Consider the following 25,197-nt stretch of genomic DNA (forward strand, 5'->3'; position numbering starts at 1 on the left):
CGGGGGTGAATACGACAGTACCGCGAGTTCGCATACATGGACAGGGTTCCGGCCCTTGACCCGTGGCCCGGGTCACGTCTATCTTCGGACCAGTTCACATAGACGAACGCAGTTCACAGACGAACGCGATTCGCCAGACCGACCGAGGGGCAGCTACGTGATCCAGGTTCGATACTCCACATCTCCCGGCAGCGCGGAGACGGCAACCACCGCGGACCTGCGGGAGAGCTTCCTCGTCGGGGACCTCTTCGTCAGCGGCGAGGTCCGGGGCACGTACACCCACGACGACCGGCTGCTCGTCGGCGGGGCCGTCCCGGCCGACGGCGAGGTCGGCCTCCCGGCCTGGACCGACGTGCTCGGCACCGACAGCCACCTCGAGGGCCGCGAGCTCGGCGTCATCAACGTGGGCGGCGCGGGCCACGTCGTCGTCGACGGCGAGAAGTTCGAGCTGGAGCACCTCGACGGCCTGTTCGTCGGCCGGGGGAGCGAGGTCACCTTCGTCGGCGCCGACGCCGCCTACTACTTCGTGTCCGCGCCGGCGCACACCGCCTACCCGACCCAGGCGCTGCGCCACAGCGAGGTGGAGCCGGTCGCGCTCGGCTCGGCCGAGGCGGCCAACGAGCGCAACCTCTTCCGGTACGTCTGGGGTCAGGACGTCAAGTCCGCCCAGCTCCAGTTCGGGGTCACGGTCATCGCCGGCGGCTCGGTGTGGAACACGTTCCCGCCGCACCTGCACGACCGCCGCACCGAGATCTACTGCTACGTCGACCTCGACGAGAGCGACCGCGTCTTCCACTTCATGGGCAAGCCCGGCGAGACCCGCCACCTGGTGCTCCGCAACCGCGAGGCCGTCATCTCCCCGCCGTGGTCCATCCACGCCGGGGCCGGCACGGGCTCGTACGCGTTCATCTGGGCCATGGCCGGCGAGAACAACGTCTACACCGACCTCAGCCCCGTGGCGGTGGACGACCTGTGACGACCTCGCCCTTCGACCTGACCGGCCGGTGCGCCGCGGTGACCGGCGCGGGCCGCGGCCTCGGCCAGGCGGTCGCGCTCGGGCTGTCCCGCGCGGGGGCCGACGTCGTGCTGATCGGCCGGCCCGGCAACCAGGACGCCACGCGTGACCTGGTGCTCGCGCAGGGCGGCAAGGCCGACGTCGTCGACCTGGACGTGAGCGACCTGGACGCCGTCGAGCGGGTCGGCACGGAGCTGGCCGGCTCGCGACAGATCGACGTCCTGGTCAACAACGCCGGCGTCATCGACCGCGAGGACTCCGTGGACGTGGGCCGCGAGGCCTGGCAGCGGGTGCTCGACGTCAACCTGAACGGGCTCTTCTTCCTCACCCAGCAGCTCGGCCGGCCGATGGTCGAACGTGGCCACGGCAAGGTCGTCAGCATCGCCAGCCTGCTGTCCTTCCAGGGCGGCCTGCGGGTGGTGTCGTACGCCGCGAGCAAGCACGGCGTCGCCGGGGTGACCAAGGCGCTGGCCAACGAGTGGGGGCCGCACGGCGTCCAGGTCAACGCCATCGCCCCGGGCTACATGGTCACCGACAACACCACGGCGCTCCGCGAGGACGCGGACCGCTCCCGCTCCATCCTCGAACGCATCCCGGCCGGCCGCTGGGGTACCGCCGAGGACATCGCCGGAGCGGCCGTCTTCCTCAGCTCGCCCGCCGCCGACTACGTCAACGGCCACGTGCTGGCCGTGGACGGCGGCTGGCTGGCGCGTTGACCCACAGCAGTTCCGCATCACAGAGCCGGACCCCGGCACCGAACGAAATCGAGGATAGACAATGAAGTTCACCTCTCGACACACGGCCGCCGTCGTCGGCGTCACCCTGGTGGCCGCCGCGCTCACGGGCTGTACCGAAACCGCTGCCGGAGGCGGCGGCGAGACCGCCGCGGCCGAAGGCTGCGCCCCCGAGGACGTGACCCTCGTGGGTCAGGTCCGCAACGAGTCCAACCCCTACGAGGCCTCGTGGCTCGACGGCGGCGACGCCTTCGCCGAGCAGGTCGGCCTCACGCAGGAGCGGCTCACGTACGACGGCGACTCGACCCGCCAGCAGGAGCAGATCAGCCAGCTCCTCGCCGGCGACACCGACTGCCTGGTCATGAACATCCTGCCCAACGGCGACTCGGACACCCCGCCCATCGTCGAGGGTGCCGAGGCGGCGGGCGCCTACCTCGTCACCCAGTGGAACAAGCCGGCCGACCTGAACGTCACCGACTACGACTACTGGCTGTCCCACCTCACCTACAACGGCGTGGAGTCGGGCAAGCAGATCGGCGACGCGCTGTCGGAGGCCATCGGCGGCTCCGGCGGCATCGTGGCCCTCCAGGGCATCCTGGACACCGGCGCCGCCAAGGACCGGTTCGCCGGGCTCGAGGAGTCGCTGGCCGCCAACCCGGACGTCGAGCTGCTCGACGACCAGACCGCCAACTTCTCCCGCGCCGAGGCGCTCGAGGTGACCAAGACGCTGCTCACCAAGCACGGTGACGACATCAAGGGCATCTGGGCCGCCAACGACGACATGGCGCTCGGCGCGCTGGAGGCGCTCCAGCAGGCCGGTCGCGACGACGTCGCCGTGGTCGGCATCGACGCCGTGCCCGACGCGCTCACCGCGATCGAGGACGGCACCATGACCGCCACCGTCTCCAGCGACGGCCCGTGGCAGGGCGGCATCGGCCTGGCCATCGGCTACTGCGTGGCCACCGGCGAGCTCGCCGCCGAGGACATCGCCGACGAGGACCGCGCCTGGTACGCGGAGCAGTTCCTCATCGAGCAGGACAACGTCGCCGACTTCGTCTCCCCGGAGACCGACGAGGCCGACTTCGCCTGCGACAACCTCTTCAGCCGCTCGCAGGGCGCGATGTCGTGACCATGACGACATCCCCCGCCGAAGCCGACACCGACGTCGTGCACGCGCAGCGCCCCCGGCCTCGGCGGGGGGTGTCCCTCATGGACGCGGGTCCACCGATCGCGCTCGTCGTGCTCTTCGGTGTCTTCGCGGCCATGAGCCCCGGCTTCCGGACGTTCTCGAACGTACAGAACGTGCTGGACGCCGCGGCCGTCCTCGCGGTCGTGACCTGCGGCATCAGCTTCGTGCTGATGATGGGGTCGATCGACCTGTCCGCGCCCGGCATCATGGGCGCCTCCGCGATCACGGTCGCCCTGCTGGTCGCCAACAACCGCAACGACAACGACCTCGGCCTGGTCGGCGTCCTCGTCGCCGTGCTCGTCGCGGCAGCCCTCGGCTGTCTCAGTGGGCTCGCGCTGGTGGTGCTGAAGGTGCCCTCGTTCATGGCCACCCTCGGCGTCTCCGCCGTCGGCCTGGGCGTGGCCACCCTCATGTTCGCGGGCGTCCAGCCCAACATCTCCGACGCGATGCTGGAGGGCTGGGCCGTCGAGCGGTTCCTCGGGCTGGCCCGGCTCACCTGGATCGCCCTGGCCTGCGTGATCGCGGCCTGGCTGGTCCAGCGCTACACCCGCCTGGGCCGGTACGCGTTCGCGATCGGCGGCGCCGAGGAGGTGCTGGCCCTGTCCGGCGTGCGGGTCGCGCCCTACAAGGTGGCGGTCTTCACCATGGCCGGCGCGTTCTACGGGCTGGCCGGCGTGATGGTCACCAGCCAGCTCGGCGCCGGCCTGGTCCAGGCGGGGCGGGGCTTCGACTTCTCCGCCATCACGGCCGCCGTCGTCGGCGGCACCCTGCTCATCGGCGGCCGGGGCGGCATCCTGCAGTCCACGGTCGGCGTGCTGCTCGTGACGGTGCTGACCAACGGCCTGGTCCAGGTCGGCGTCAGCCCGTACTGGCAGGGCGGGGTCCAGGGCCTCATCGTCGTCGCGGCCGTCGCGGCCGCCGTCATCCCACAGCGTCGTAGGAACCAGGTGACCAAGTGACAACCGACCTGCAGACCGACCCCGGGCCGCGCGCGCCGGGGTCCCCGGCCGCCCTCGAGGTGCGCGGCCTGGTCAAGCACTACCCGGGCGTCAAGGCGCTCGACGGCGTCGACCTGGTCGTGCGCCAGCACGAGGTGCTCGGCCTGGCCGGCGAGAACGGCGCCGGCAAGTCCACGCTGCTCAAGGCGCTGGTCGGCCTGGTCCGGCCCGACGCCGGCGAGATCTGGGTGCGCGGCGAGAAGGTCAGGCTGCGCAGCATCATGGACGCCGCCGACCACGGCATCGGCATGGTGTTCCAGGAGCAGTCGCTGGTGCCCAACCTGACCGCCGCCGAGAACATCGTGCTCGGCAGCGAGGGCCCGGGCGTGCGCCGCGGGGTCTACCGCTGGCGCACCATGCGCGCGCTCGCGCAGGAGCAGCTCGACAAGATCGGGTCGCACATCGACCCGCTCGCGCGCACCGACACCCTGAGCTTCGCCGACCGGCAGATGGTCGAGATCGCCAAGGTGCTGCGGATCGAGGAGCGCACCTCGCACCCGCCGGTGATCATCCTCGACGAGCCCACCTCGGTGCTGGAGTCCAAGGAGATCGACACTCTCTTCACCCAGGTGCGCCGGCTGCGCGAGTTCGCGTCCGTCGTCTTCGTCTCCCACCGGCTCGACGAGGTGCTCGACGTCTGCGACCGGGTCGCCGTGCTGCGCGGCGGCCAGTCGGTGGGCGAGGTGCCCGCCGAGGGTGCGGCGCCGGCCGAGCTGCACCGCATGATGATCGGCTCGACCGGGGCCGACGACCACTACCACGACAGCGCCGCCGAGCGGTCCGACGAGCCCCGCCGGCCCCGCCTCGAGGTGCGCGGCCTGTCCGGCAAGACCTTCCGCGACGTCGACCTCGACGTGCACGCCGGGGAGATCGTCGGCATCGTCGGCGTGCACGGCTCCGGCCGCGAGGACGTGTGCCGGGCGCTCTTCGGCGCCGAGCCCACGACGGCGGGCGAGGTGGTGCTCGACGGCAAGAAGCTGGAGCTGTCCGGCACCCGCGCGGCCTGCGCCGCCGGCGTCGGCTACGTGCCGGCCGAGCGCAAGACCGAGGGCATGGTCGGGCCGATGTCGGTGGCCGACAACATGACCCTGACCAAGCAGCAGGCCCGCTGCAGCGGGCCCGTGGTGCGCCCGCGCAAGCAGGCGTCGCTCGTGGACGGGTGGATCGAGCGGCTCTCGATCCGCACCCCGCACCGGGGCACCGCGATCCAGCGGCTGTCGGGCGGCAACCAGCAGAAGGTGGTCCTCGCGCGCTGGCTGGTGGCCGGCGACGTGCGCCTGCTGCTGCTCGACCACCCGACCCGTGGCCTCGACATCGGGGCGCGCTCGGAGGTCTACCGGCTGATGCGGGAGCTCGCCAACAGCGGAGTGGCCACCGTGCTGCTGGCCGACAGCCTGGAGGAGGCGATCGGCATGTCCGACCGCATCATCGTGATGAGCGACGGCCGCGCGACCAAGGAGGTCGCGGCCCCCGCGGGGGGCAAGCCCACCCCGCTCGACCTCGTCAAGGAGATGGTCTGAGCATGTCCACCCCCGTCCTCGCCCAGCCGGCCCCCGACGCGCCGGTCGTCCACCGGCCCACCGTGGGCCAGCGGCTCACGTCGTTCATGCCGGTCATCGCGCTCGTCGTGCTGCTGGCGGCGCTGACCATCGCCGACCCCGGCTTCCTCACCCTGAGCAGCCTCACGGCGGCGGTCCGGACCGCCGCCCCGCTCATCGTGCTCGCGGCCGGCGCCACCGTGGTGGTCCTGTGCGGCGGCATCGACCTGTCGATCGCCGCGCTCTGCTCGCTGGCCACCGTGTTCTTCGCGCTGTGGCTGCCCGACCTCGGCGGGGCCACCACCCTCGCGATCATCGCGGCGACCGGCGCGATCGGGGCGCTGCAGGGCGTGGTCCACGTGCTGCTGCGCATCCCGTCGTTCATCGTCACCCTCGGCGGCATGAGCATCTTCGCCGCGATCGCCCTGGTGATCTCGGACGCCGGCCCGATCCCGCTGTCCGACCGGGACTCCACCAAGTGGCTCACGCTCTACGTCGCGGGCGTGCTGCCGATGGCGTTCGTCGTCGCGCTGGTGCTCGTCGCTGTCGTCTCCCTCGTGCTGAAGCTCACCCCGCTGGAGAGCTGGGTGCGGGCCACCGGCTACTCGGAGTCCGCCGCCCGCCTGGGCGGCGCGCCCGTCGACCTGGTCAAGATCGGCGCGTTCACCCTCTCGGGTGCCTGCGCGGGCCTGGCCGCCGTCATGCTGGTCTCCCGCAACTTCAGCGGCAGCCCGACCATGGCGGACAACCTGCTGCTCCCCGCGGTGGCGGCCATCGTGGTGGGCGGCACCGCCATCACCGGCGGCCACGGCTCGCTGTGGCGCAGCCTCGCCGGGGCGCTCGTGGTGACCCTGCTGCGCGTGGGGCTGCCGATCGTCGGCGTCCCGTCGGCCTACGAGCAGATCCTGTACGGGGCGATCATCGTCGCCGCCGTCGCGCTCACCCTGGACCGATCGAAGGTGCTGATCATCAAGTAGCCCCGGCAACCACCCAGCCGCCGTCCGATCCCGACGCCCGATACCCGGACCCCGACACCACGGAAGGTTCCCCATGTCCGAGAACTCCCTTCTCCTGCCCGCCGTCTCGAAGTTCCTCTCCTCGCCCAAGCAGCTCCTGATCGACGGCGAGTGGGTGGACGCCAAGGACGGCCAGACCTTCGCGACGGTGAATCCCGCGACCGAGGAGGTCCTCGTCCAGGTGGCCCAGGCCTCCGCGATCGACGCCGACCGGGCCGTCACCGCCGCCCGGAACGCCTTCGAGCACGGTTCGCCGTGGTCGAGGATGACGCCGCGCGACCGCTCCCACCTGCTGTGGCGCATCGGCGACATGATCGACGAGCGCGCCGAGGAGTTCGCGCAGCTCGAGTCGCTCGACAACGGAAAGAGCGTCGCGTCCGCGCGCGGCGACGTCGGCGTGGCCGCCGAGCTGTTCCGGTACTTCGCCGGGTGGGCCACCAAGATGGAGGGCACCACCATCCCGATGTCGGTGCCGGGCCGCGACTTCCACGCGTACACGCGGCGCGAGGCCATCGGCGTCGTCGCGGGCATCGTGCCGTGGAACTTCCCGCTGACCATGGCCGCCTTCAAGATCATCCCGTCGATCACCGCGGGCAACACCGTGGTGCTCAAGCCCGCCGAGCAGACCCCGCTCACCGCGCTGCGGCTCGGCGAGCTGCTGCTGGAGGCCGGCGTCCCGGCCGGTGTCGTCAACGTGCTGCCCGGGTTCGGCGACGCGGGTGCCGCCCTGGTGGACCACGCGGGCGTCGACAAGGTTGCCTTCACCGGCAGCACCGAGGTGGGCAAGAAGATCGCCGCGGGCGCCTCGCGGAACCTCAAGAAGGTGTCGCTGGAGCTGGGCGGCAAGGCGCCCAACATCATCTTCGCCGACGCCGACCTGGACGCCGCGATCGCCGGCGCCGCGCTGGCCGGCTACTTCAACGAGGGCCAGTGCTGCGTCAACGGCTCGCGCCTGTACGTCCAGCGCGAGGTGTTCGACCAGGTCATCGAGGGCGTCGCCGCGGCGGCCAAGGCCATCAAGGTGGGCGACGCGTTCGACCCGGCCACCACCATGGGCCCGCTGGTCTCGCAGGAGCAGCACGAGAAGGTCATGGGCTACGTGCGCGGCGCGGTGGCCGACGGCGCCACGATCGCGGCGGGCAGCCCCGACCCGGCCGCCGACCGCGGCTACTTCTTCTCGCCGACCCTCATCACCGACGTCACCGAGCAGATGGCCGTGCAGACCGACGAGATCTTCGGGCCCGTCATCACCGCCATCCCGTTCGACACCGAGGACGAGGTCGTCGCCGCGGCGAACAACACCGTCTACGGCCTGGCCGCCGGCGTCTGGTCCAAGGACCTCGGCACCGCCCACCGCGTGGGCGGCCGCCTGCGCGCCGGCACGGTCTGGCTCAACACCTGGCACGCCGACGACGTCACCCTCCCGCGGGGCGGCTTCAAGCAGTCCGGCTGGGGCCGCGAGCTGGGCTCGTTCGGCCTGGACGACTACACGGAGCTCAAGACGGTGATCGCCGAGCTGCGCTGACCAGGCCCCGAGAGCGCTGAGGCTCAGGGGGCACCACATGTTCAGGGGGCACTGAACGCAAGACGCACCACCGGAGTGCAGCTCCGGGGCGGCCGACCCCGTGCGGGGATCGGCCGTCCCGGCCTGCCCTCATGTCCATCCACCACGTGCGAAAAGGGATCAAAGATGAACCTGTTCCGCAGACCTGACCGGCGGCGCGACGCGCGTCGTCTGACCCGGGCCCCGATACGACTGGCGGCCATGCTGGTCGCCCTGGGGGTGGCCGCGCCGCTCATGGGCGGCGTCGCCCAGGCCGCGCCGACCCCTGCCGCGCCGGCCGCGGCCGGGTCCGTCGACGACGGCGTGCTGCGCGTCCTGCTCTTCTACAAGTCCAACTTCCACGCGTCGCACGTCCAGGCCCGCCAGGCCGTCCGCGACCTCGTCACGGACCTGGGCGTCGAGTACGACCAGCCGGTCGAGATCCAGGAGACGGACGACCCCGCGGCGTTCACCACGGCGAACCTCGCGACCAAGGACACGGTCGCCTTCGCCCAGACCGGTGGCGTGCTGTTCAACGTGGACCAGCGCGCCGCGCTGGAGGGGTACATCCGCGGTGGCGGCGGGTACCTCGGCCTGCACTACGCCGGCTGGTCGGTCGGGCAGAGCGAGCACGACGTCAACCCGTTCTACGCCCGGCTCGTGGGCGCGGTGTCCGAGGGCCACCCCGAGAACCCGGCGGTCCGCCCGGGCCGCGTGGTCGTCAAGGACACCTCGCACCCGCTGACCCAGGGCCTGCCGACCGAGTTCACCCGCAGCGACGAGTGGTACGACTGGGTGGTCAACCCGGCGCCCAACGTGCGCACCCTGCTCAACGCCGACGAGTCGTCGTACGGCGGGGGCAACAACGGCACGAACCACCCGATCACCTGGTGCCAGGAGATCGACGAGGGCCGGTCGTGGTACTCCGGGATGGGGCACGAGGGCACGGCGTACGCCGAGGCCCCGATCCGCACCCAGATGAAGAACGGCCTGGCCTACACCGCGGGCCTGCTCCCGGCCGACTGCTCGCCGCCGGACAAGGCGGAGAACGGCGCCTGGAGCGGGGTCACGCCCTGGCCGCTGGTGCCGATCAACGCGGCGCTGACGTCCGACGGCAAGGTGCAGTCGTTCGGCAGCGTGTCGTCGGGCTGCACCGACAACACGCCCTACGACTTCGGCGGCAACTCGTGCGTCGTGCAGGGCGGCCAGATGGAGATCGACGTCTGGGACCCGACCGAGGAGCGCACGGCCGCGAACGTGAACGACGGCATCGTGACGAACTCGACGTACACCGACCTGTTCTGCTCGATGCAGGTGCAGATGCCGCACCGGCGCGCCACGATGACGGTCGGCGGTGACGACGGCCTGGGCGGCAACGCGCCCAACGACGCCGCCATCGGCGTCACGAGCTACACGACCAACCAGGGCCTGCGCAACGAGGCCCCGATGAACTACCCGCGCTGGTACCCGACGGGCACCACCCTGCCCGACGGCTCCGTCGTGGTGCAGGGCGGCAGCCTCAAGGGCGGCCCGGGCGGCCCCGGCGTCCTGACGCCGGAGCTCTACACCCCGGACGAGGGCAGCTCCTGGAAGCTGCTGGAGGGCGCCACGAGCGCGGCCGCGTACGGCGACGGCGGGAACGGCAACGGGCCCGACGAGAACCGCTGGTGGTACCCGCGCGCGTTCGTCGCGCCGGGCAACGGCAACGTCTTCAACATCACCGGCACCCAGATGTACGAGCTCGACCCGTCCGGTGACGGCGAGGTGACCCTGCGGGGCACCCTGCCGGCGGACGTCGCCAACCAGGGCGGCCTCGGCAACCCGGTCGGCGCCACGTCGACGGCGACCATGTACCGCCCCGGCAAGATCCTGCAGGTCGGCGGTGGCTGGTGGGCCAACGGCGGCGGTCCGGACGGCGCCCGCGCCGGCTTCACCGTGGACATCACGGGCGGCACGGACGCGCCCGTGGTCGAGAAGACGGAGCCGATGCAGTACGCCCGGCACTGGGCCACGTCCACGGTGCTGCCCGACGGCGACGTGATCGTCACCGGCGGCTCCCGGGACAACAACGGCAACGGCGGCTACGTCACCACGGCCGAGATCTGGGACCCGGAGACGGGCGAGTGGACCACGATCGACGTGCCGTACGAGCACGCCCGCCTGTACCACTCGACCGCGCTGCTCCTGCCGGACGGCCGCGTGATGGTGGGCGGCGGCGGCACGCCGGGCCCGCGCAACTACACGGACGTCGAGTTCTACTCGCCGGCGTACCTGTTCGACGGCGACGAGCCGGCGGTCCGCCCCGCGGTCACGGGCGTGCCGAAGAAGGTCGGCTACGACGGCACGTTCGGCGTCCAGGCCGACGGCGAGGTCTCGCGCGTCACCCTGGTCCGCAACGGCTCCGTGACGCACGGGTTCAACAACGACCAGAACTTCCAGGACCTGGCGTTCGCCCAGTCGGGCGACGACCTGACCATCGAGACCCCGGTCGACGGCACCTATGCCCCGCCCGGCGCGTACATGCTCTTCGTCTTCGACGAGGACGGCACGCCCTCGGTGGCCGACATCGTCCAGATCGACCCCGAGGTCGCGATGGACGCCCGGGCCCCGCACCTGGTCGACCAGATCGAGTACCCGCGCCTGCCGGCCGAGTGGCGCTCCGCCAACCCGCCGGCCGTCGTCGACGTGGCGCCCGGCAACGGCCGGATGTCCCCGTGGGAGGTGGACGGCGACGTCCAGCTCGTCCGCGCGGCGGCCTCGAGCCAGGGCGGTCTCGGCCTGACGGGCTACCACCTCGCCGTCGGCACCGAGGGCGACCTGACACGCACGGTCAAGGGTCTCGACCCGGGCCGCGAGTACCGCGTCTCGCTGCGCTACGCCCGCGACAGCCGGTCCGCCGGCACCGCCCCGGGCACGGCGGACCTCTCGGTCGGTGACCTGTCCACCACGCTGTCGGCGGGGTCGAACCTGTCGTCGCAGAGCAAGTTCGGCACGTACGTCGGCACCTTCACCGCCGGGGCCCGGTCGCAGGACCTGACCCTCGCGGCCGGGGACTCCGGCGCGGGCGTCATGATCGACGACCTAGTGATCGTGGGCTCCGACCCCGGAGCCGGCGACGTCCCCGTGCACTACGAGTTCGAGGAGGGCACCGGCACGCGGGCCGCGAACACCGGCACGGACGACTCGGTGGGCGCCGCGGCGCTCACGGGGACGACCGGGTGGAGCGAGAACGGCGTCTTCGGCGACGCGCTCGACCTGGCCGGCGGCAGCAACGCCAACGCGGTGGACCTGCCCGACAACCTGCTGCAGGGCGAGGAGGCCTTCACCACCTCGTTCTGGGTGCGTCCCGACGTGCGGACGGGCTGGACCGGTCTGTTCCACATCGGTGACGGGCTGGCGGGGGCGGGCAGCTTCTTCCAGATCCAGATGCAGACCAACGCCGCCGCCGGCGGCACGGGTCTGGCCGCGACGTTCAAGGCCAAGGGTGCGGCCCTGGAGGAGCGGGTCTACGCCACGCCCACCCGGGACGTGGCCGTCGACGAGTGGAACCACGTCGCGTTCACCCGCCAGGGTGCGACCGGCACGCTCTACCTCAACGGCGAGGCCGTCGCGTCGCGCAACGACCTGACGATCGACATGACCGACGTCGGTCCGACGGCGAACAACTGGCTGGGCCGCAACGGATTCCCGGACCCGGCCTACGACGGCCTGATGGACGACGTCCGGGTCTACACCTCGGCGCTCGGCGACGCCGACATCGAGGCCCTGTACGCCGACGGCAGCGCGCTCGCCACGACCACCACGGTCGCGGTCGAGCCGGGCTCTCCGTCGCCGTTCGGCGAGCCGGTCGACGTCTCGGCCACGGTCGAGGACGAGACCGGCGCGGCGCCCACGGGCGTCGCGGAGCTGTGGGTCGACGGCGCCCGCGTGGGCGGGCAGGTCGACCTGGCCGACGGCGCGGTGCGGTTCACGGACGTGGCGCTCTCGCCGGGCGACCACGAGGTGCAGGTCCGCTTCGTGGCCGACGACGGGTGGCGCGACTCCGCACGGACCGTGGAGCACACGGTCGAGCGGCCGCCGCCCGGTACGGGCACGCCGATCCACTACAGGTTCGACGAGGGTCAGGGCACCACGGCGGCCAACACCGGGCTGGACAGCTCGGTCGGGGCGGCCACCCTCGGCGGGTCGGCGGGCTGGAACCCGGCCGGACGGTTCGGCTCGGCGGTCAACCTGCCCGGCGGCGCGTCGGGCACGGGCAACCAGGTCAGGCTGCCGGACAACATCGAGGCGGGGATGGAGGACGAGTTCAGCGTCTCCATCTGGGCCCGGCCGGACGCCCTGCCCACGTGGGTGCCGCTGCTGCAGATCGGCAGCAGCACCGACACGTTCTTCCTGCTCCAGTCCAACACCCAGACGAGCGGCGCCACCGGCTTCGCGGCGACCTTCAAGGCGCCGGGGACCCCGGGCAGCGCCCAGGAACGTCTGGTGCTGGGCCAGGGCAACGACCTGCCGCTGAACGAGTGGACGCACGTCGTGTTCACCCAGAGCGGCTCGGTCGGGAAGATCTACTTCGACGGCGAGCTCCAGGCCACGCGCGACGACTTCACCGTCACCATCGGTGACGTCGGCGTGGGCGGGCAGACGACGGCCAACCTCATCGGCGGTACCAGCTGGCCCGACGCCCGCTGGGACGGCCTGGTCGACGACTTCCGGATGTTCGGTTACGAGCTCACCGCCGAGCAGGTCGGTGACCTGCACGCCGGCACCGCGGCCAACACGGCCCCGGTGGGCGCCGCCGACGCCTACGGCACCGTCGAGGACGAGCCCCTGACGGTGGCGGCGCCGGGGGTCCTGGCCAACGACACCGACCTCGACGGGGACGACCTGACCGCGACCGGGCTCACGCAGCCGGCCCACGGCGACGTCGTGCTCAACGGGAACGGGTCCTTCACCTACACGCCGGACAGCGGGTTCTTCGGCACGGACACTTTCACCTACCAGGCCTCCGACGGCGCCGCGCAGTCCGCGGCGACGACGGTGACCATCACCGTCGAGGAGGGGGAGCAGCCGCCGGTCAACACCGCGCCGGTGGCCGGCAACGACGCCTACGCGGCAGTGGGCGGCCAGCCCCTGACGCTCCCGGCGCCAGGCGTCCTGGCCAACGACACCGACGAGGACGGCAACGTGCTCACCGCCACCGCGGTGACGCAGCCGGCCAACGGCCGGGTCACCCTGGAGGCGGACGGCTCGTTCACCTACGTCTCCGACGACGGGTTCTCCGGCAAGGACGTGTTCACCTACAAGGCCTCCGACGGCACGGCGACGTCCGCGCCGGCCACGGTGGCCATCACGGTGAAGTCGCCCAAGGTGACGGCCGTGGCGGGCGTCGCCCTGCCGATCACCTACGGCACGGCCGGCACGGTCTCGGTGGCGGTGTCCCCGGACACGGCCACGGGCACGGTCGAGCTGAGCAACGGCACCACGGCGCTGGCGAGCGGCACGGTCGCGGACGGACGGGCGACCCTCGTCCTGCCGGCCAACACGGTCCGCCCGGGCGTGTACGACCTCACCCTGCGGTACGGGGGCGACGCCGACCACAAGCCCGCGTCCTCCAAGGTGCGGGTCGTGGTCGACAAGGTGGTGCCGACCATGGAGATCGAGGCGAAGAAGGGCAAGGCCAAGAAGGTCGTCGTCGACGTGTCGTTCACGGCCGCGCACGAGGTCCCGGTGACGGGGCAGGTGCGCATCGCGGTCAAGGACGGCCAGACGCTGACCGGGGACATCAAGGACGGGCTCGCCCGCTTCGAGGTGAACCAGCCCAAGGGGAAGGACCTGACGCTCACGGCGTCCTACCTCGGCAGCGAGCTCGCGCTCGCGGCCGAGACCAGGGTGACGGTCAGGGTGAAGTAGGCGGTGAGGTAGAGAAGGCCGGGCCCGGAGGACGGATCCTCCGGGCCCGGCCCGAACCTCGAAAGAGCTGGCTGTCAGTCCTCCGCGAACGTGGCGACGACGCCCGCCCGGCTGTCGTCCTCGCTGGCGAGCACGCCGCCGTTGGCGACGATGTCGGGCGTGATCTCGCTGAAGACCATGCGGACGTCCTGGCGGCGGGCGCCCAGGATCTCGACCGCGCTGTCGGCCACGGCCTTGGCGAAGTCACGACGCTGCTCGACGGTACGGCCGCGCAGCAGCTCGACGGTGATGTTGGGCATGGCTTCCCTCCGGTGGCGGCCGCTCCGCCGGGACTCAGTTCACGGGAGCGACCTTGGTTCAGTGACGTGAACCACCGTACGCGGTGCGGTGGGTGAACGTCCACGGTTTCGGGCCCTCAGTTCACACTCTTGACAGTGGTTCGGCGGGCTGATTTGGTATCGCCAACTCGACGATGGAGTCGCCATGAATCGCAAGACCGCCGTCCGGCGCGCCACCCTGTCCGGACTCGCCGCCGCCGGCCTGGTGGCGCTGGCGACCGTGCCGGCCTCGGCCCACGTGACCATCACGCCGTCCACCACCGCGGCGGGCGCCACGGCCGAGCTCCGGGTCGAGATCCCGCACGGCTGCGCCGAGTCCGCGACCACCGCGATCACCATCCGGATGCCGGAGGGGGTCACCGAGGTGCGCGCCTCCGGCACGGACCGCTGGGCGGTCGACCAGGCCGCGGACGCCCTCACCTACAGCACGGACACCCCGCTGCCGGACGGCGAGCACGCCGAGGTCGCCTTCTCCGTGCGCCTGCCCGACGACGACGGGGCGACCCTCGTCTTCCCGGTCGTCCAGCGGTGCGAGGTGGGCGAGGCCGCCTGGACCGAGGTCGCCGAGCACGCGGAGGGGCACGACGACCTGGAGCGGCCGGCGCCGGTGCTGGTCGTGACGGAGGGGAAGGGTGGAGACGAGGCCGAGGCCGAGCCTCTGGCCGAAGCCAGTGCGGTCGCCGAGCATGCCGAAGCAGGAGCTGACGACGCCGCCGAGGCCGCACCCGCCGACGCCGCGCCCGCTGCCGCCGACTCCGGCCGCAACCCCCTGGTCACCTACGGCGCGGCCGCCCTGCTGGTCGCGGGCGCGCTGGCGGGCGGCGTCGTCCTGCTCCGCCGGCGCCGGAACTCATGAGCCTCGCCGACGCCGGCCGCCGCGCCGGGGGCTGGCTGCTCCTGCTCACCGTCCTGGCCGCCCTCCTGGTGGGCCCGGCGGGCAGCGCCTCGGCCCACGCCACCCTCGTCAGCACCGACCCGGCCCAGGGCGCGGTGCTGGAGACCGCGCCCGAGCGGGTCACGTTCACGTTCAACGAGTCCGTGATCGGCGTGCCCGCGGGCATCAAGGTGTTCGACGCGACGGGCACCGAGGTGGCCTCCACGGCCACGGTCCGCGCGTCACGGCTCCTCGTCGACCTCGACGAGGAGGTCGCCGACGGCACCCTCGTGGTCGTGTGGCGGCTCGTGTCCGAGGACGGGCACCCGATCGGCGGCTCGCTGAGCTTCGCGGTCGGCGCGCCCAGCGACGTCGTCGACGTGCCCGGGACCGGCGCCGACGCCGGGACCGAGGCACCCGCCCTGCTCGGCGTGGTCCGCGGCGTCGGCTACGTGGGCCTGCTCCTGGCCGCCGGGCTGGCCGCCTTCGCGGTGCTGTTCCTCCCGCGCGACCCGGCCGCCGACCGCTCGCGGGCCCGGCTGCGGCCCGTCGCCCGCGTGGCGGCCGGCGTCGGCGCGCTCGGCTGGGCGGCCGCCGTGCCGCTGGTCGCGCTCTACCAGCTCGGCCTCCCGGCCTCCGCGCTCGCCGACGGCGACACCTGGACGGCGCTCGCGGCCACCGAGTACGCGGTGCCGGCCGCCGTCGTCGCGGGACTCGCCCTGGCCGTGTGCGCGCTCCCGGCGTCCGCCCCCGGCCGGGGACGGACCGTGCTGGTGCTGGCCGGCTGCGCGCTGGCGGTCACCGCGCCCGCGTTCACCGGGCACACGCGGGCCGCGACACCCGAGGCGCTCGTGCTCGGCGGGGACGTGCTGCACCTGGCCGCCGGGTCCCTCTGGCTGGGCGGCCTGGTGGCGATCGCCCTGGTGCTCGGCGACCTCGCGCGCGGCGAGCACGGCGCCGTCGTGCTCGGCGCGTTCTCCACCTGGGCGGCCGGGCTGCTCGCGGTGCTGGTGGTCGCGGGGACCGTGCTGGCGTGGCGGATCTCCGGGAGCTGGGCGGCCCTGCTCGACTCCGGCTACGGCGCCCTGCTGCTGGTCAAGGTGCTCGCCGCCCTGGTCGCGATCGGCATCGCCGCGTGGAACCGGTACGCGCTGCTACCGAGGTTCCGGACGGCGGCGGCGCAGCCCGAGCCCACCCGCCCGCCTCCGCCCCGCGGCCGCAAGGCGTCCCGCAGCGGTGCGGTCTCCCGCGGCCGCACGGCGCCCGCCCGCACCGACCGTTCGGCGTCGGCCACGCCGCTGGTCCGGACGGCGCTCGCGGAGGCGGGCGTGCTGGTCGTCGTGCTGGCGGTCACCGGCTTCCTGGTGGACCGGAGCCCGGAGACGGCGTCGGCGGTCGCGGCCGAGGACCGCGGGGAGAGCGCCACCGAGTCGGTGAAGCTGGACGACATCGCGGCGCGGATCACCCTGGACCCCGTCGCCGTGGGGCCCGCCACGCTCACGATCGAGATGACCGACGCGGCGGGGGAGCCCGCGGAGGGCTTCGAGGCCCCGCGGATGAGCCTGGCGTCCGACGAGGTGGAGCTCGGGGAGCTCTCGCTCAGCTCGCTCGGGCCGGGCGTGTACGCGGGCGACGTCGTGCTGCCGACCACGGGGGAGTGGGAGGTGCAGGTGTCGCTGCGCACCACGGAGTTCGACAACCCGGTGCGGACGGTGACGTTCCGGGTGCCGGACGCCGCCGCCGAGGACCCTGGGCCGAGCGAGAGCGCTCAGGTGAGCCGGTAGAAGCGGAAGAAACCGAAGTCGCTGATCGGCAGCACCTCGACCGTCTCGAATCCTGCGGCCTGGGCGTACTCCCGCAGGCGGTCGGGGCGCATGACCGTCCCGGTGGCCGCGCTCGGCAGGCTGGAGCGGCCGTCGGGCAGGCACACGAAGAGGCTGAAGCCGTACATCAGCCGCTCGAGCTCGTCGCCGTCGGGTGCGAACGTCTCGGCGACGGCCTCGTCCATCACGACCAGCGGGGCGCCGGGCGCGAGCGACCTCCGGACGGCGGCGAGGACGTCGACGGGCCGGGGCATGTCGTGGACGCACTCGAAGGCGAAGGCCGCGTCGTAGAGCTCGGCCGGGAGCTCGGCGGCGTCCCCGTGCGAGAACCGGACCCGGTCGTCGACGTGGGCCGTCCGGGCGTTCGCGGCGGCCATCGCGACCGACGGCGCGTCGATGTCGATCCCGTGCACCGCGGCGTCGGGGTAGGCCCTGCCGAGCGCGATGCTGGACCAGCCGCCGCCGGAGCCGACGTCCAGGATCTGCGCCCCAGGGCGCGCGAGTCGCTCGTGCAGGTCGGTGACGCCGGCGAGCGCGTCGGCCAGCCGGTGCTCGAACCACGGCCGGTTCGCGTCCGCCTGCCCCTCGCGTGCGTGGTCGCCGAGCTCGGCCCAGCTGATCCCGGCGCCGGTGCGGTACGCGTCGAGCAGCCGGGGAAGAGCGGGGCCGACGGCGCCGAACATCCGGCCGACGGGCGCCAGGAAGCTGAGGCTGTGCTGGTCGGTCATGACCTCCGCGGTGGCCGCCGGGATGCTGAAGACGCGCTCGTCGGCGGCGCCGTCGGAGTCGAGGTGCAGCAGGCCGGTGACGGTCTGCTGCTCCAGCCACTCGCGCGCGTACCGGGCATCGGTGCCGGTGCGCTCGGCGAGCTGGGGCGCGGTAGCGGGGCCGTCGTCGGCCAGCGAGCGGTACCAGCCCAGGCGGTCGCCCAGGAAGGTCGACATCAGGTCCACGGTGCCGAGCACGGCGCCGAAGAGACGTTCGGCGACGGCCTCGGCCGTGGGGGCATCCGGGCTGGTATCCATCCCCCCACGGTCCGCCCGGCGGGTGCGGGGCACCAGTGCGGGAGCGGGGGATTTTTTGGGGGGCCGCTCCCCGGCGGCTGAGCTCGGCCCCTGCCTACCGCCCCGCCGGTGCACCTGCGCCCGTGCCCGCCCCCGCAGACCGAGTGGGGACTCTTGACGCCCCAGGATTCGCCCTCGTAATATCCGAACCGCAAGACTGCAAGAAATTGACAGACGACGAGCACAAAGCAGTGCACGTACTGCAACTCTGCACTCTCGCCTCCGGTTCGGCAGTTTTCCACGGCTGCCTCGGTGGCGCCGACCCGATCCACCCAGGACGTCGACGCGCGCCACGGCGGGCGCGCCGGCGTCGGGCGACGACGCCCGCGGGTGACCGAGCCCGCCCCGGCGGGAGAACGAGGACGTTCATGAGAATCCCCTGGAAGCACACGGTCGTGACGGGCGCCGCGCTGGCGCTCGTCGCGCCGTTCGGACTGGCCGTCGTCGCGCACGCCGCGGACGCCACCAACCTCGCCTTCGGCAAGCCGATCACGGCGTCGTCCGTGACGCAGACGTACGTCGCGGGCAACGCGAACGACGGGAACGTCTCGTCCTACTGGGAGGGCGCGGGCGGCCAGTACCCGGCGCACCTCACGGTCGACCTCGGGCAGGAGGCCGACGTCGAGCGCGTCGTCGTGAAGCTGCCGCCGCCCGCCGCGTGGTCGCCGCGCACGCAGACGTTCAGCGTGCTCGGCCGGTCCGACGGCGAGTCGTCGTTCCGCACGCTCAAGGCGTCGGCCGCCTACTCGTTCGACCCGGCGAGCGGCAACACCGTCGAGGTCCCGCTGGACGGGGAGGCCGACGAGGTGCGCCTCGCGTTCAGCTCCAACACCGGCGCGGGCAACGGCCAGGTCTCCGAGCTGCAGGTCTGGGGCACGCCCACGGGCGACCCGGACCCGACCGACCCGCCGGACCCCACCGATCCCACCGACCCGACCGGCACCAACTACGCGAAGGACCGCCCCGCGGCCGCGTCGTCGACCGAGTGGACCTACGTCGCCGCCAACGCGGTGGACGGGCAGACCGGTACGTACTGGGAGGGCGCCGGCGGGCAGTACCCGTCCACGCTTGACGTCTCCCTGGCCGCGCCCACGCAGGTCAGCAGCGTGCGGGTGCGCGTGAACCCGGACGGCGCCTGGGGCGCGCGCACACAGACCTTCTCGGTCTGGGGACGTTCCGGCACCGGTGCGTGGCAGGAGCTCAAGGCGTCCGCCGGGTACGCCTTCGCGCCTGGGAGCGGCAACCTCGTGGACGTTCCCGTGACCGGCACCGTCACCGACGTCCGTCTGCGCTTCACCGCCAACACCGGGGCGGGCAACGGGCAGGTCGCCGAGCTGGAGGTCTACGGCGCCCCGGCGCCCAACCCGAACCTCACGGTCACGGCGGTGACGGCGTCCCCGGCCTCGCCGACGGCGACCACGCCCCTGACGCTCACGGCGACCGTGAAGAACACGGGCGACCGGGCCTCGGCGGCCACGACGCTGGACGGGAAGATCGGCGGCAGCACGGCGGGCTCGGCGAACGTCGCCGCGCTCCAGCCGGGCGCGACCGCCCAGGTGACGGTCGCGGCCGGCACCAAGCCCGCGGGCGAGTACACCGTGGGCGCCGTCGTCGACCCCGGAAACGCCGTGGCCGAGCAGAACGAGACCGACAACGCGTTCACGGCGTCCGCCAAGCTCGTGGTCGGGGAGGCGCCCGGGCCGGACCTGGAGGTCGTCTCCGTGTCCTCGAACCCGGCCAACCCCGCCGTCGGCTCGGCCGTGTCGTTCAGCGTCCAGGTGCGCAACCGCGGCAACCAGGCCGCGGCGGCCGGTTCGGTCACGCGCGTCGTGGCCGGCTCCACCACCCTGAACGGCACGACGCCGGCCGTCCCGGCGGGCGGGACCGTCACCGTCACGCCGAGCGGGTCGTGGACCGCGACCAACGGCGGCGTCACCGTGACCGCCACGGCCGACGCGACCGACGTCGTCGACGAGACGAACGAGGACAACAACACCGGCACGCTGTCGGTGACCGTGGGGCGCGGCGCCGCCGTGCCGTACACGACCTACGAGGCCGAGGACGGGCAGCACACCGGCACGCTCCTGCAGACCGACCCGCTGCGCACGTTCGGGCACACCAACTTCGCCACGGAGTCGTCGGGCCGCGAGTCGGTGCGGCTGAACAGCACCGGCCAGTACGTGCAGTTCACGTCCACCAACCAGACCAACTCGATCGTCGTCCGCAACTCCATCCCCGACTCCGCCGGCGGCGGGGGACAGGAGAAGACGATCAGCCTCTACGCGGACGGCCAGTTCGTGCAGAAGCTGACGCTCTCCTCGAAGCACTCGTGGCTGTACGGGACCACGGACCAGCCCGAGGGTCTCGTCAACACCCCGGGCGGCGATGCCCGCCGCCTGTTCGACGAGTCCCACGCCCTGCTGAACCGGTCGTTCCCGGCCGGCACGGTGTTCAAGCTGCAGCGCGACTCCGGCGACGACGCGGCCTTCTACATCATCGACCTGGTCGAGCTCGAGCAGGTCGCGCCGCCCACCTCCAAGCCCGCGCAGTGCACGTCCATCACCGAGTACGGCGCCGTCCCGAACGACGGGCTGGAGGACACGGCCGCCATCCAGGCCGCCGTCACCGCCAACCAGGAGGGCGAGATCGACTGCGTGTGGATCCCGGCCGGCCAGTGGCGCCAGGAGAAGAAGATCCTCACCGACGACCCGCTCAACCGTGGCACGCACAACCAGGTGGGCATCAGCGACGTCACCATCCGCGGCGCGGGCATGTGGCACTCGCAGCTCTACAGCCTGATCAAGCCCCACCTCGCCCCGGGCGTCATCAACCACCCGCACGAGGGCAACTTCGGGTTCGACATCGACGACAACGTCCAGATCTCCGACATCGCGATCTTCGGCTCCGGCGACATCCGCGGCAACAACGGGCAGGAGGAGGGCGGCGTCGGCCTCAACGGGCGCTTCGGCCAGGACACGAAGATCACCAACGTGTGGATCGAGCACGCGAACGTCGGCGTCTGGGTCGGGCGCGACTACACCAACATCCCCGAGCTGTGGGGCCCCGGCGACGGCGTCGAGTTCTCCGGGATGCGCATCCGCAACACCTACGCGGACGGCATCAACTTCAGCAACGGGACGCGCAACTCGCTGGTCTTCAACTCGACCTTCCGCAACACCGGCGACGACGCGCTGGCCGTCTGGGCCAACCCGTACGTCAAGGACCGCAACGTCGACATCGGCCACGACAACGCGTTCCGCAACAACACCGTCCAGCTCCCGTGGCGCGCCAACGGCATCGCGATCTACGGCGGCTACGACAACTCCATCGAGAACAACCTGGTCTACGACACGATGAACTACCCCGGCATCATGCTGGCGACCGACCACGACCCGCTGCCGTTCTCGGGGACCACGCTGATCGCCAACAACGGCCTGTACCGCACGGGCGGGGCGTTCTGGAACGAGGACCAGGAGTTCGGGGCGATCACGATCTTCCCGCAGACCCACGACATCACCGGCGTCACCATCCGGGACACGGACATCGTCGACTCCACGTACGACGGCATCCAGTTCAAGAACGGCGGCGGCAACATGCCCGACGTCCGCATCACGAACGTCCGGATCGACAAGTCCAACAACGGCTCCGGCATCCTCGCGATGGGCGGCGCCCGCGGCAACGCGATCCTCTCGAACGTGACCGTCACCAACTCCGGTGAGGGGGACGTCGAGAAGGAGCCCGGTTCGCAGTTCGTCTTCACCGGCCAGTAGTGCGGACGACGACGCGGGGTACCGGTGCGTGCTGCCGGTACCCCGCGTCGTGTCAGTGGCGCCGCGTACCTTCGGTGCCATGGTCCTGAGCCTGGAAGAGCTGAGCGCCGACAACCTCGGTGATGTGCTGCGCCTGCCGCCGCAGGCCGGCGACGACGAGCCGGTCGCGCCCACGGCCTGGTCGGTCGCCGAGGCCTACGTGCACCCGACCGCCTGGCCCAGAGCGGTGACCGACGACGGCGCGGTCGTGGGCTTCGTCATGGCGAGCTGGAGCCCGGAGGAGCCCGAGCCCGCCTTCCGCGCCGGTATCTGGCGGCTCAACGTCGCGACGGCGGCCCGCGGGCGGGGCGTGGGACGGTTCGCCGTCGAGCAGGTCGCCGCAGAGGCGCGCCGTCGCGGCGTCGACCGGATCACGGTCCTGTGGGACGCCACCCACGCCAGCAGCCCTGAGCAGTTCTACCTGCGGTGCGGGTTCCGGCCCGTTGGCGAGCTGCTGGGCGAGGTGGTGGGGGAGCTCGACGTGCGCACGTGACCCGGGAGTTCACCCGGGTGGCAATGTCCTTGTTCGAGCTTTTTCGGCAACTTGTCCGCTCTCGACCCGTACGATTCCCTTCCAAGAGAGCGCACGCCGCTCGGGCCGAGGGGGAACCGGCGACGCGCACGACGAGGCACGGCGACGGAGGACCACGGTGGGCGAGCGGGAGTCCGAGCGGACCCAGGACCTGAGATTCACCGTGTCCGAACCGGCGACGTCGGAGACCCTGCCGCTGCCCCCGCCGTCGTCCGCGGCTCCGGGGCCGACGCCGCCGTCGGTGGTGCCGTCCCCGTACGGTCCGGCCGGTGTGCCGGCCGCGCAGGTCAACCCGCACGCGACGACGAGCCTCGTGCTCGGCATCACGTCGCTGTTCCTCAGCCTCCTCTTCGTGCCGTCGATCCTCGGCATCATTCTCGGGTTCGTGGGCCTGGCCCGGTCGCGCCGCACCGACCCGCCGACCGGCCGCGGGGCCGCGATCGCCGGCATCGTCCTGTCGGTGGTCGGCGTGGTGCTCGGCGTGTTCGTCGCGATGGCGGCGTCCACGTTCGTGTCCGACGCGGCGAAGGCGATCGTGGACCGGAGCACGGCCGCGCCGGAGGGCGAGACCACGCCTGCTCCTCCTGCCGACTTCGTCGAGGTCGACGCGGCCCAGTGGAAGTCCGTCGTCGAGCACCCCGGCAAGGCCGAGGGCCAGGCCGTCGTGGTCTTCGCGGAGGTCGCGAGGTTCGACAGCACCACGGGCACCGACCGGTTCCTCGGCGGCCTCGGGGTGGACCAGCCGGGCACCGAGCGGGAGCTCGAGGACCCGGCCGTCGTCATCGGGCCGGAGGTGATGCTCGACGGCGTGGAGACCGGCGACCTGCTGCGGATCCACGCCGTGGTGACCGGCTCGTTCGAGCTCAGGACCGACCTCGGCGGCACCGTGACCGTCCCGGCGCTGACCATCTCGAAGTTCGAGGACGTCGGCTTCGCGGACCTGGGCGAGGACCTCGCGGTCGGTTCGGCCGAGACCAAGCAGCCCGGCTGGATCACGGTCCCGGTCACGGTGACCAACAGCGGGACCCAGGTGTTCACGTACAGCGCCACACTGGTCGCCGAGAGCAAGGACGGCAAGAAGTCCTACGACCGGGGCCCGGTGTTCGTCGAGAAGCTCGGCCCCGGCAAGGAGGAGAAGGTCGCCGTCGACTTCTTCGAGGACGTCCCGGCGGACGCCGTCTACCGCGTGGAGTCGGTGGAGCGGTTCGTCGAGTGAGGGTGGCTGTGGAAGCGACGCACCGTAGCCGGAGCCTCTGACAGGATTTGCCTGTGCCCCGCCCCTCTGACCTCGAATCCCGCATCGCCCTGTGCGCCGACAGCCTGACCGGCCTCTCGGTCGGTGACGCGCTCGGCGCCCAGTACTTCGTCCCGGCGAACGACCCCGTCATGCTGCTCGACAACGGCGTCCTGCCCGACGGCGAGTGGCCGTGGACCGACGACACCGACATGGCCTGCACCGTGGCCGCCGAGCTGGTCGAGCACGGTGGGATCGAGCAGGACCGGATCGCCCGGGCCTTCGCCGAGCGCTGCGACCCGTACCGGGGCTACGGGGCCGGCGCCGTGCAGGTGCTGCACCAGATCCGCGACGCCGTGCCCTGGCAGCGGGCCACCGTCGCGGCGTTCCCCGCCGGGTCCTACGGCAACGGCGCCGCGATGCGGGTCGCGCCGCTGGGCGCGTACTTCGCGGGAGACCTGGACCGGGCCGCCGAGCAGGCGATCCGCGCCTCCGAGGTCACCCACGCGCACGCGGAGGGGATCGCCGGTGGCGTCGTCGTCGCGGTCGCGACAGCCTTCGTGGCGTGGGCCTCCGTCGACCGCATTCGCCCGGAGCCGAAGGACGTGCTCGACAGCGTCGAGCCGTACCTCCTGCCCGGGGCGACGGCCCAGGGCATCACCCTCGCCCGCGACCTGCTCGACGCGTCTGTCGAGGAGGCTGCCTGGCGCCTCGGCAACGGGGCACGCGTCTCCGCGCAGGACACGGTGCCGTTCTGCCTGTGGGCGGCGGCCACCCGGCTGACCGACTACCCGGCGGCCATCAAAGCCTGCATCGCGGCGGGCGGCGACGTCGACACGACGGCCGCGATCGTGGGCGGGATCGTCGGCGCCTACACGGGCGTGGGGGAGTCCGACGGCGTCGTGGGGGTGCCGACCGCGTGGCTCGGCCACCGCGAGGCACTTCCCGAGTGGGCCGCCGGTGTCAGAGGCGGTCGCTACGCTTCCTGACCATGCGAGACCCGGCACTCTGGCAGGCGCGCGGTATCTACGTGGACTCCGACGACGACGGGCTCGCTCCCGAGACGAGCCACCCCGCGTTCGTCGCGCTGGCGCCGTGGTCGTTCTACGACGGCGCCGACGAGTTCGCGCCCTTCGGCAACGACCACGGACACGACACCCTCGGGGCGCTCGCGGAGTGGTACCTGGCGGGCGGGTCCGACGACGATGTCCCGGCGTTGCTCGCCGACAGCCTGGACGGCTTCGGGGTGCCCGACGGGCTCTGGTCGGCCGACTCAGCCGTGGCCCGGGAGTGGGCGGCCGGCCCCGAGGAAGACGAGCACCTCGTCACCGCGGCCGCGCAGACCGCGGTCGCCGTCGCCGTCGGACAGCTCAAGATCCGGGGCCACGTCACGTCCGCCGTCCGGTACCTCGGGTGGCAGGCGGTCACGATCCACCGGGTGCTGACCGAGCAGGCGGCGGTCCGGTACCCGGCGTGGCGGCACGCGGACCGTGCGTCCGCAGGGATCGACGACGTCGTCAAGGTACTGACCCGGGCGCCGTCCGCCCCCGCGGCCCCGGTCCGCGCCAACCACGTCTGAC

At 72.5% G+C, this 25,197-nt stretch carries 17 protein-coding genes; 15 read left to right on the top strand and 2 right to left on the bottom strand.

The window, feature by feature from the left end:
* The first annotated feature begins 157 nt into the window (after window positions 1-157).
* The 8 genes from kduI to H291_RS0107750 all read left to right on the top strand — a co-directional run bounded on the left by kduI (window position 158) and on the right by H291_RS0107750 (window position 13,943).
* On the top strand, window positions 158-976 hold the full coding sequence (kduI, locus tag H291_RS0107715; RefSeq protein ID WP_020014407.1) for a 5-dehydro-4-deoxy-D-glucuronate isomerase: 819 nt from the start codon (window positions 158-160) through the stop codon (window positions 974-976).
* Window positions 973-1,731 carry a 2-dehydro-3-deoxy-D-gluconate 5-dehydrogenase KduD gene (gene kduD / locus H291_RS0107720; RefSeq protein WP_020014408.1) on the top strand — a complete coding sequence of 253 codons (759 nt, stop codon included), beginning with the start codon at window positions 973-975 and terminating at the stop codon, window positions 1,729-1,731. Before kduI ends, kduD begins: the two co-directional genes overlap by 4 nt.
* A 61-nt stretch (window positions 1,732-1,792) precedes the next feature.
* Entirely contained in the window at window positions 1,793-2,878 is a 1,086-nt protein-coding gene (locus H291_RS0107725; RefSeq protein WP_020014409.1) for a sugar ABC transporter substrate-binding protein, read from the top strand.
* Window positions 2,879-2,958: 80 nt separating this feature from the next.
* On the top strand, window positions 2,959-3,897 hold the full coding sequence (locus tag H291_RS0107730) for an ABC transporter permease (protein WP_033326343.1): 939 nt from the start codon (window positions 2,959-2,961) through the stop codon (window positions 3,895-3,897).
* Window positions 3,894-5,456, top strand: a complete 1,563-nt coding sequence (locus H291_RS0107735; RefSeq protein WP_020014411.1) for a sugar ABC transporter ATP-binding protein — start codon at window positions 3,894-3,896, stop codon at window positions 5,454-5,456. The genes H291_RS0107730 and H291_RS0107735 overlap by 4 nt, the downstream gene beginning before the upstream one ends.
* A 2-nt stretch (window positions 5,457-5,458) precedes the next feature.
* Window positions 5,459-6,451 (top strand): ABC transporter permease, encoded by a 993-nt coding sequence (locus H291_RS0107740; protein ID WP_020014412.1) that lies wholly within the window; start codon window positions 5,459-5,461, stop codon window positions 6,449-6,451.
* A gap of 73 nt (window positions 6,452-6,524) precedes the next feature.
* Window positions 6,525-8,015, top strand: a complete 1,491-nt coding sequence (locus tag H291_RS0107745; RefSeq protein ID WP_020014413.1) for an aldehyde dehydrogenase family protein — start codon at window positions 6,525-6,527, stop codon at window positions 8,013-8,015.
* 165 nt (window positions 8,016-8,180) lie between these two features.
* The gene (locus tag H291_RS0107750) at window positions 8,181-13,943 is read left to right on the top strand and encodes a LamG-like jellyroll fold domain-containing protein (protein WP_157236768.1); all 5,763 of its coding nucleotides are present in this window, start codon (window positions 8,181-8,183) and stop codon (window positions 13,941-13,943) included.
* A 74-nt stretch (window positions 13,944-14,017) separates the two neighbouring features.
* Here the strand turns inward: H291_RS0107750 and H291_RS0107755 are convergent, their stop codons facing one another.
* Complete coding sequence (locus H291_RS0107755) at window positions 14,018-14,242, bottom strand: tautomerase family protein (RefSeq protein ID WP_020014415.1); 225 nt, start codon at window positions 14,240-14,242, stop codon at window positions 14,018-14,020.
* Between the two features lie 184 nt (window positions 14,243-14,426).
* Here H291_RS0107755 and H291_RS32360 point away from each other — a divergent pair, with 184 nt between their 5' ends.
* On the top strand, window positions 14,427-15,137 hold the full coding sequence (locus H291_RS32360; RefSeq protein WP_020014416.1) for a YcnI family copper-binding membrane protein: 711 nt from the start codon (window positions 14,427-14,429) through the stop codon (window positions 15,135-15,137).
* A complete protein-coding gene (locus tag H291_RS29095; RefSeq protein WP_020014417.1) occupies window positions 15,134-16,939 on the top strand; it encodes a copper resistance CopC/CopD family protein in 1,806 nt (601 codons plus the stop codon). The genes H291_RS32360 and H291_RS29095 overlap by 4 nt, the downstream gene beginning before the upstream one ends.
* Here H291_RS29095 and H291_RS0107770 read toward each other — a convergent pair.
* The gene (locus H291_RS0107770) at window positions 16,924-18,003 is read right to left on the bottom strand and encodes a class I SAM-dependent methyltransferase (RefSeq protein ID WP_020014418.1); all 1,080 of its coding nucleotides are present in this window, start codon (window positions 18,001-18,003) and stop codon (window positions 16,924-16,926) included. The two genes, H291_RS29095 and H291_RS0107770, sit on opposite strands and share 16 nt — an antisense overlap.
* Before the next feature lie 407 nt (window positions 18,004-18,410).
* On the opposite strand from H291_RS0107770, the gene H291_RS0107775 reads away from it, so the two are divergent.
* From H291_RS0107775 to H291_RS32370, 5 genes are all read left to right on the top strand, one after another.
* Complete coding sequence (locus tag H291_RS0107775) at window positions 18,411-21,812, top strand: CARDB domain-containing protein (RefSeq protein WP_026365515.1); 3,402 nt, start codon at window positions 18,411-18,413, stop codon at window positions 21,810-21,812.
* Window positions 21,813-21,891: 79 nt separating this feature from the next.
* Window positions 21,892-22,344 carry a GNAT family N-acetyltransferase gene (locus H291_RS0107780; protein WP_020014420.1) on the top strand — a complete coding sequence of 151 codons (453 nt, stop codon included), beginning with the start codon at window positions 21,892-21,894 and terminating at the stop codon, window positions 22,342-22,344.
* A 157-nt stretch (window positions 22,345-22,501) separates the two neighbouring features.
* Window positions 22,502-23,599, top strand: a complete 1,098-nt coding sequence (locus H291_RS32365; protein WP_020014421.1) for a DUF4190 domain-containing protein — start codon at window positions 22,502-22,504, stop codon at window positions 23,597-23,599.
* A gap of 53 nt (window positions 23,600-23,652) precedes the next feature.
* The gene (locus H291_RS0107790; protein WP_020014422.1) at window positions 23,653-24,606 is read left to right on the top strand and encodes an ADP-ribosylglycohydrolase family protein; all 954 of its coding nucleotides are present in this window, start codon (window positions 23,653-23,655) and stop codon (window positions 24,604-24,606) included.
* Between the two features lie 2 nt (window positions 24,607-24,608).
* The gene (locus tag H291_RS32370; RefSeq protein WP_051109394.1) at window positions 24,609-25,196 is read left to right on the top strand and encodes a hypothetical protein; all 588 of its coding nucleotides are present in this window, start codon (window positions 24,609-24,611) and stop codon (window positions 25,194-25,196) included.
* Window position 25,197: the final 1 nt, after the last annotated feature.

Source organism: Promicromonospora sukumoe 327MFSha3.1 (assembly GCF_000385135.1).
GTDB lineage: Bacteria > Actinomycetota > Actinomycetes > Actinomycetales > Cellulomonadaceae > Promicromonospora > Promicromonospora sukumoe_B.

What these genes read in the sequence shown, in the direction of transcription:
- H291_RS0107725 (WP_020014409.1), top strand. Translation starts at nt 1,793, where the DNA reads ATGAAGTTCACCTCTCGACACACGGCCGCCGTCGTCGGCGTCACCCTG.
- H291_RS0107730 (WP_033326343.1), top strand. Translation starts at nt 2,959, where the DNA reads ATGGACGCGGGTCCACCGATCGCGCTCGTCGTGCTCTTCGGTGTCTTC.
- H291_RS0107740 (WP_020014412.1), top strand. Translation starts at nt 5,459, where the DNA reads ATGTCCACCCCCGTCCTCGCCCAGCCGGCCCCCGACGCGCCGGTCGTC.
- H291_RS0107745 (WP_020014413.1), top strand. Translation starts at nt 6,525, where the DNA reads ATGTCCGAGAACTCCCTTCTCCTGCCCGCCGTCTCGAAGTTCCTCTCC.
- H291_RS0107750 (WP_157236768.1), top strand. Translation starts at nt 8,181, where the DNA reads ATGAACCTGTTCCGCAGACCTGACCGGCGGCGCGACGCGCGTCGTCTG.
- H291_RS0107755 (WP_020014415.1), bottom strand. Translation starts at nt 14,242, where the DNA reads ATGCCCAACATCACCGTCGAGCTGCTGCGCGGCCGTACCGTCGAGCAG.
- H291_RS32360 (WP_020014416.1), top strand. Translation starts at nt 14,427, where the DNA reads ATGAATCGCAAGACCGCCGTCCGGCGCGCCACCCTGTCCGGACTCGCC.
- H291_RS29095 (WP_020014417.1), top strand. Translation starts at nt 15,134, where the DNA reads ATGAGCCTCGCCGACGCCGGCCGCCGCGCCGGGGGCTGGCTGCTCCTG.
- H291_RS0107770 (WP_020014418.1), bottom strand. Translation starts at nt 18,003, where the DNA reads ATGGATACCAGCCCGGATGCCCCCACGGCCGAGGCCGTCGCCGAACGT.
- H291_RS0107775 (WP_026365515.1), top strand. Translation starts at nt 18,411, where the DNA reads ATGAGAATCCCCTGGAAGCACACGGTCGTGACGGGCGCCGCGCTGGCG.
- H291_RS0107780 (WP_020014420.1), top strand. Translation starts at nt 21,892, where the DNA reads ATGGTCCTGAGCCTGGAAGAGCTGAGCGCCGACAACCTCGGTGATGTG.
- H291_RS32370 (WP_051109394.1), top strand. Translation starts at nt 24,609, where the DNA reads ATGCGAGACCCGGCACTCTGGCAGGCGCGCGGTATCTACGTGGACTCC.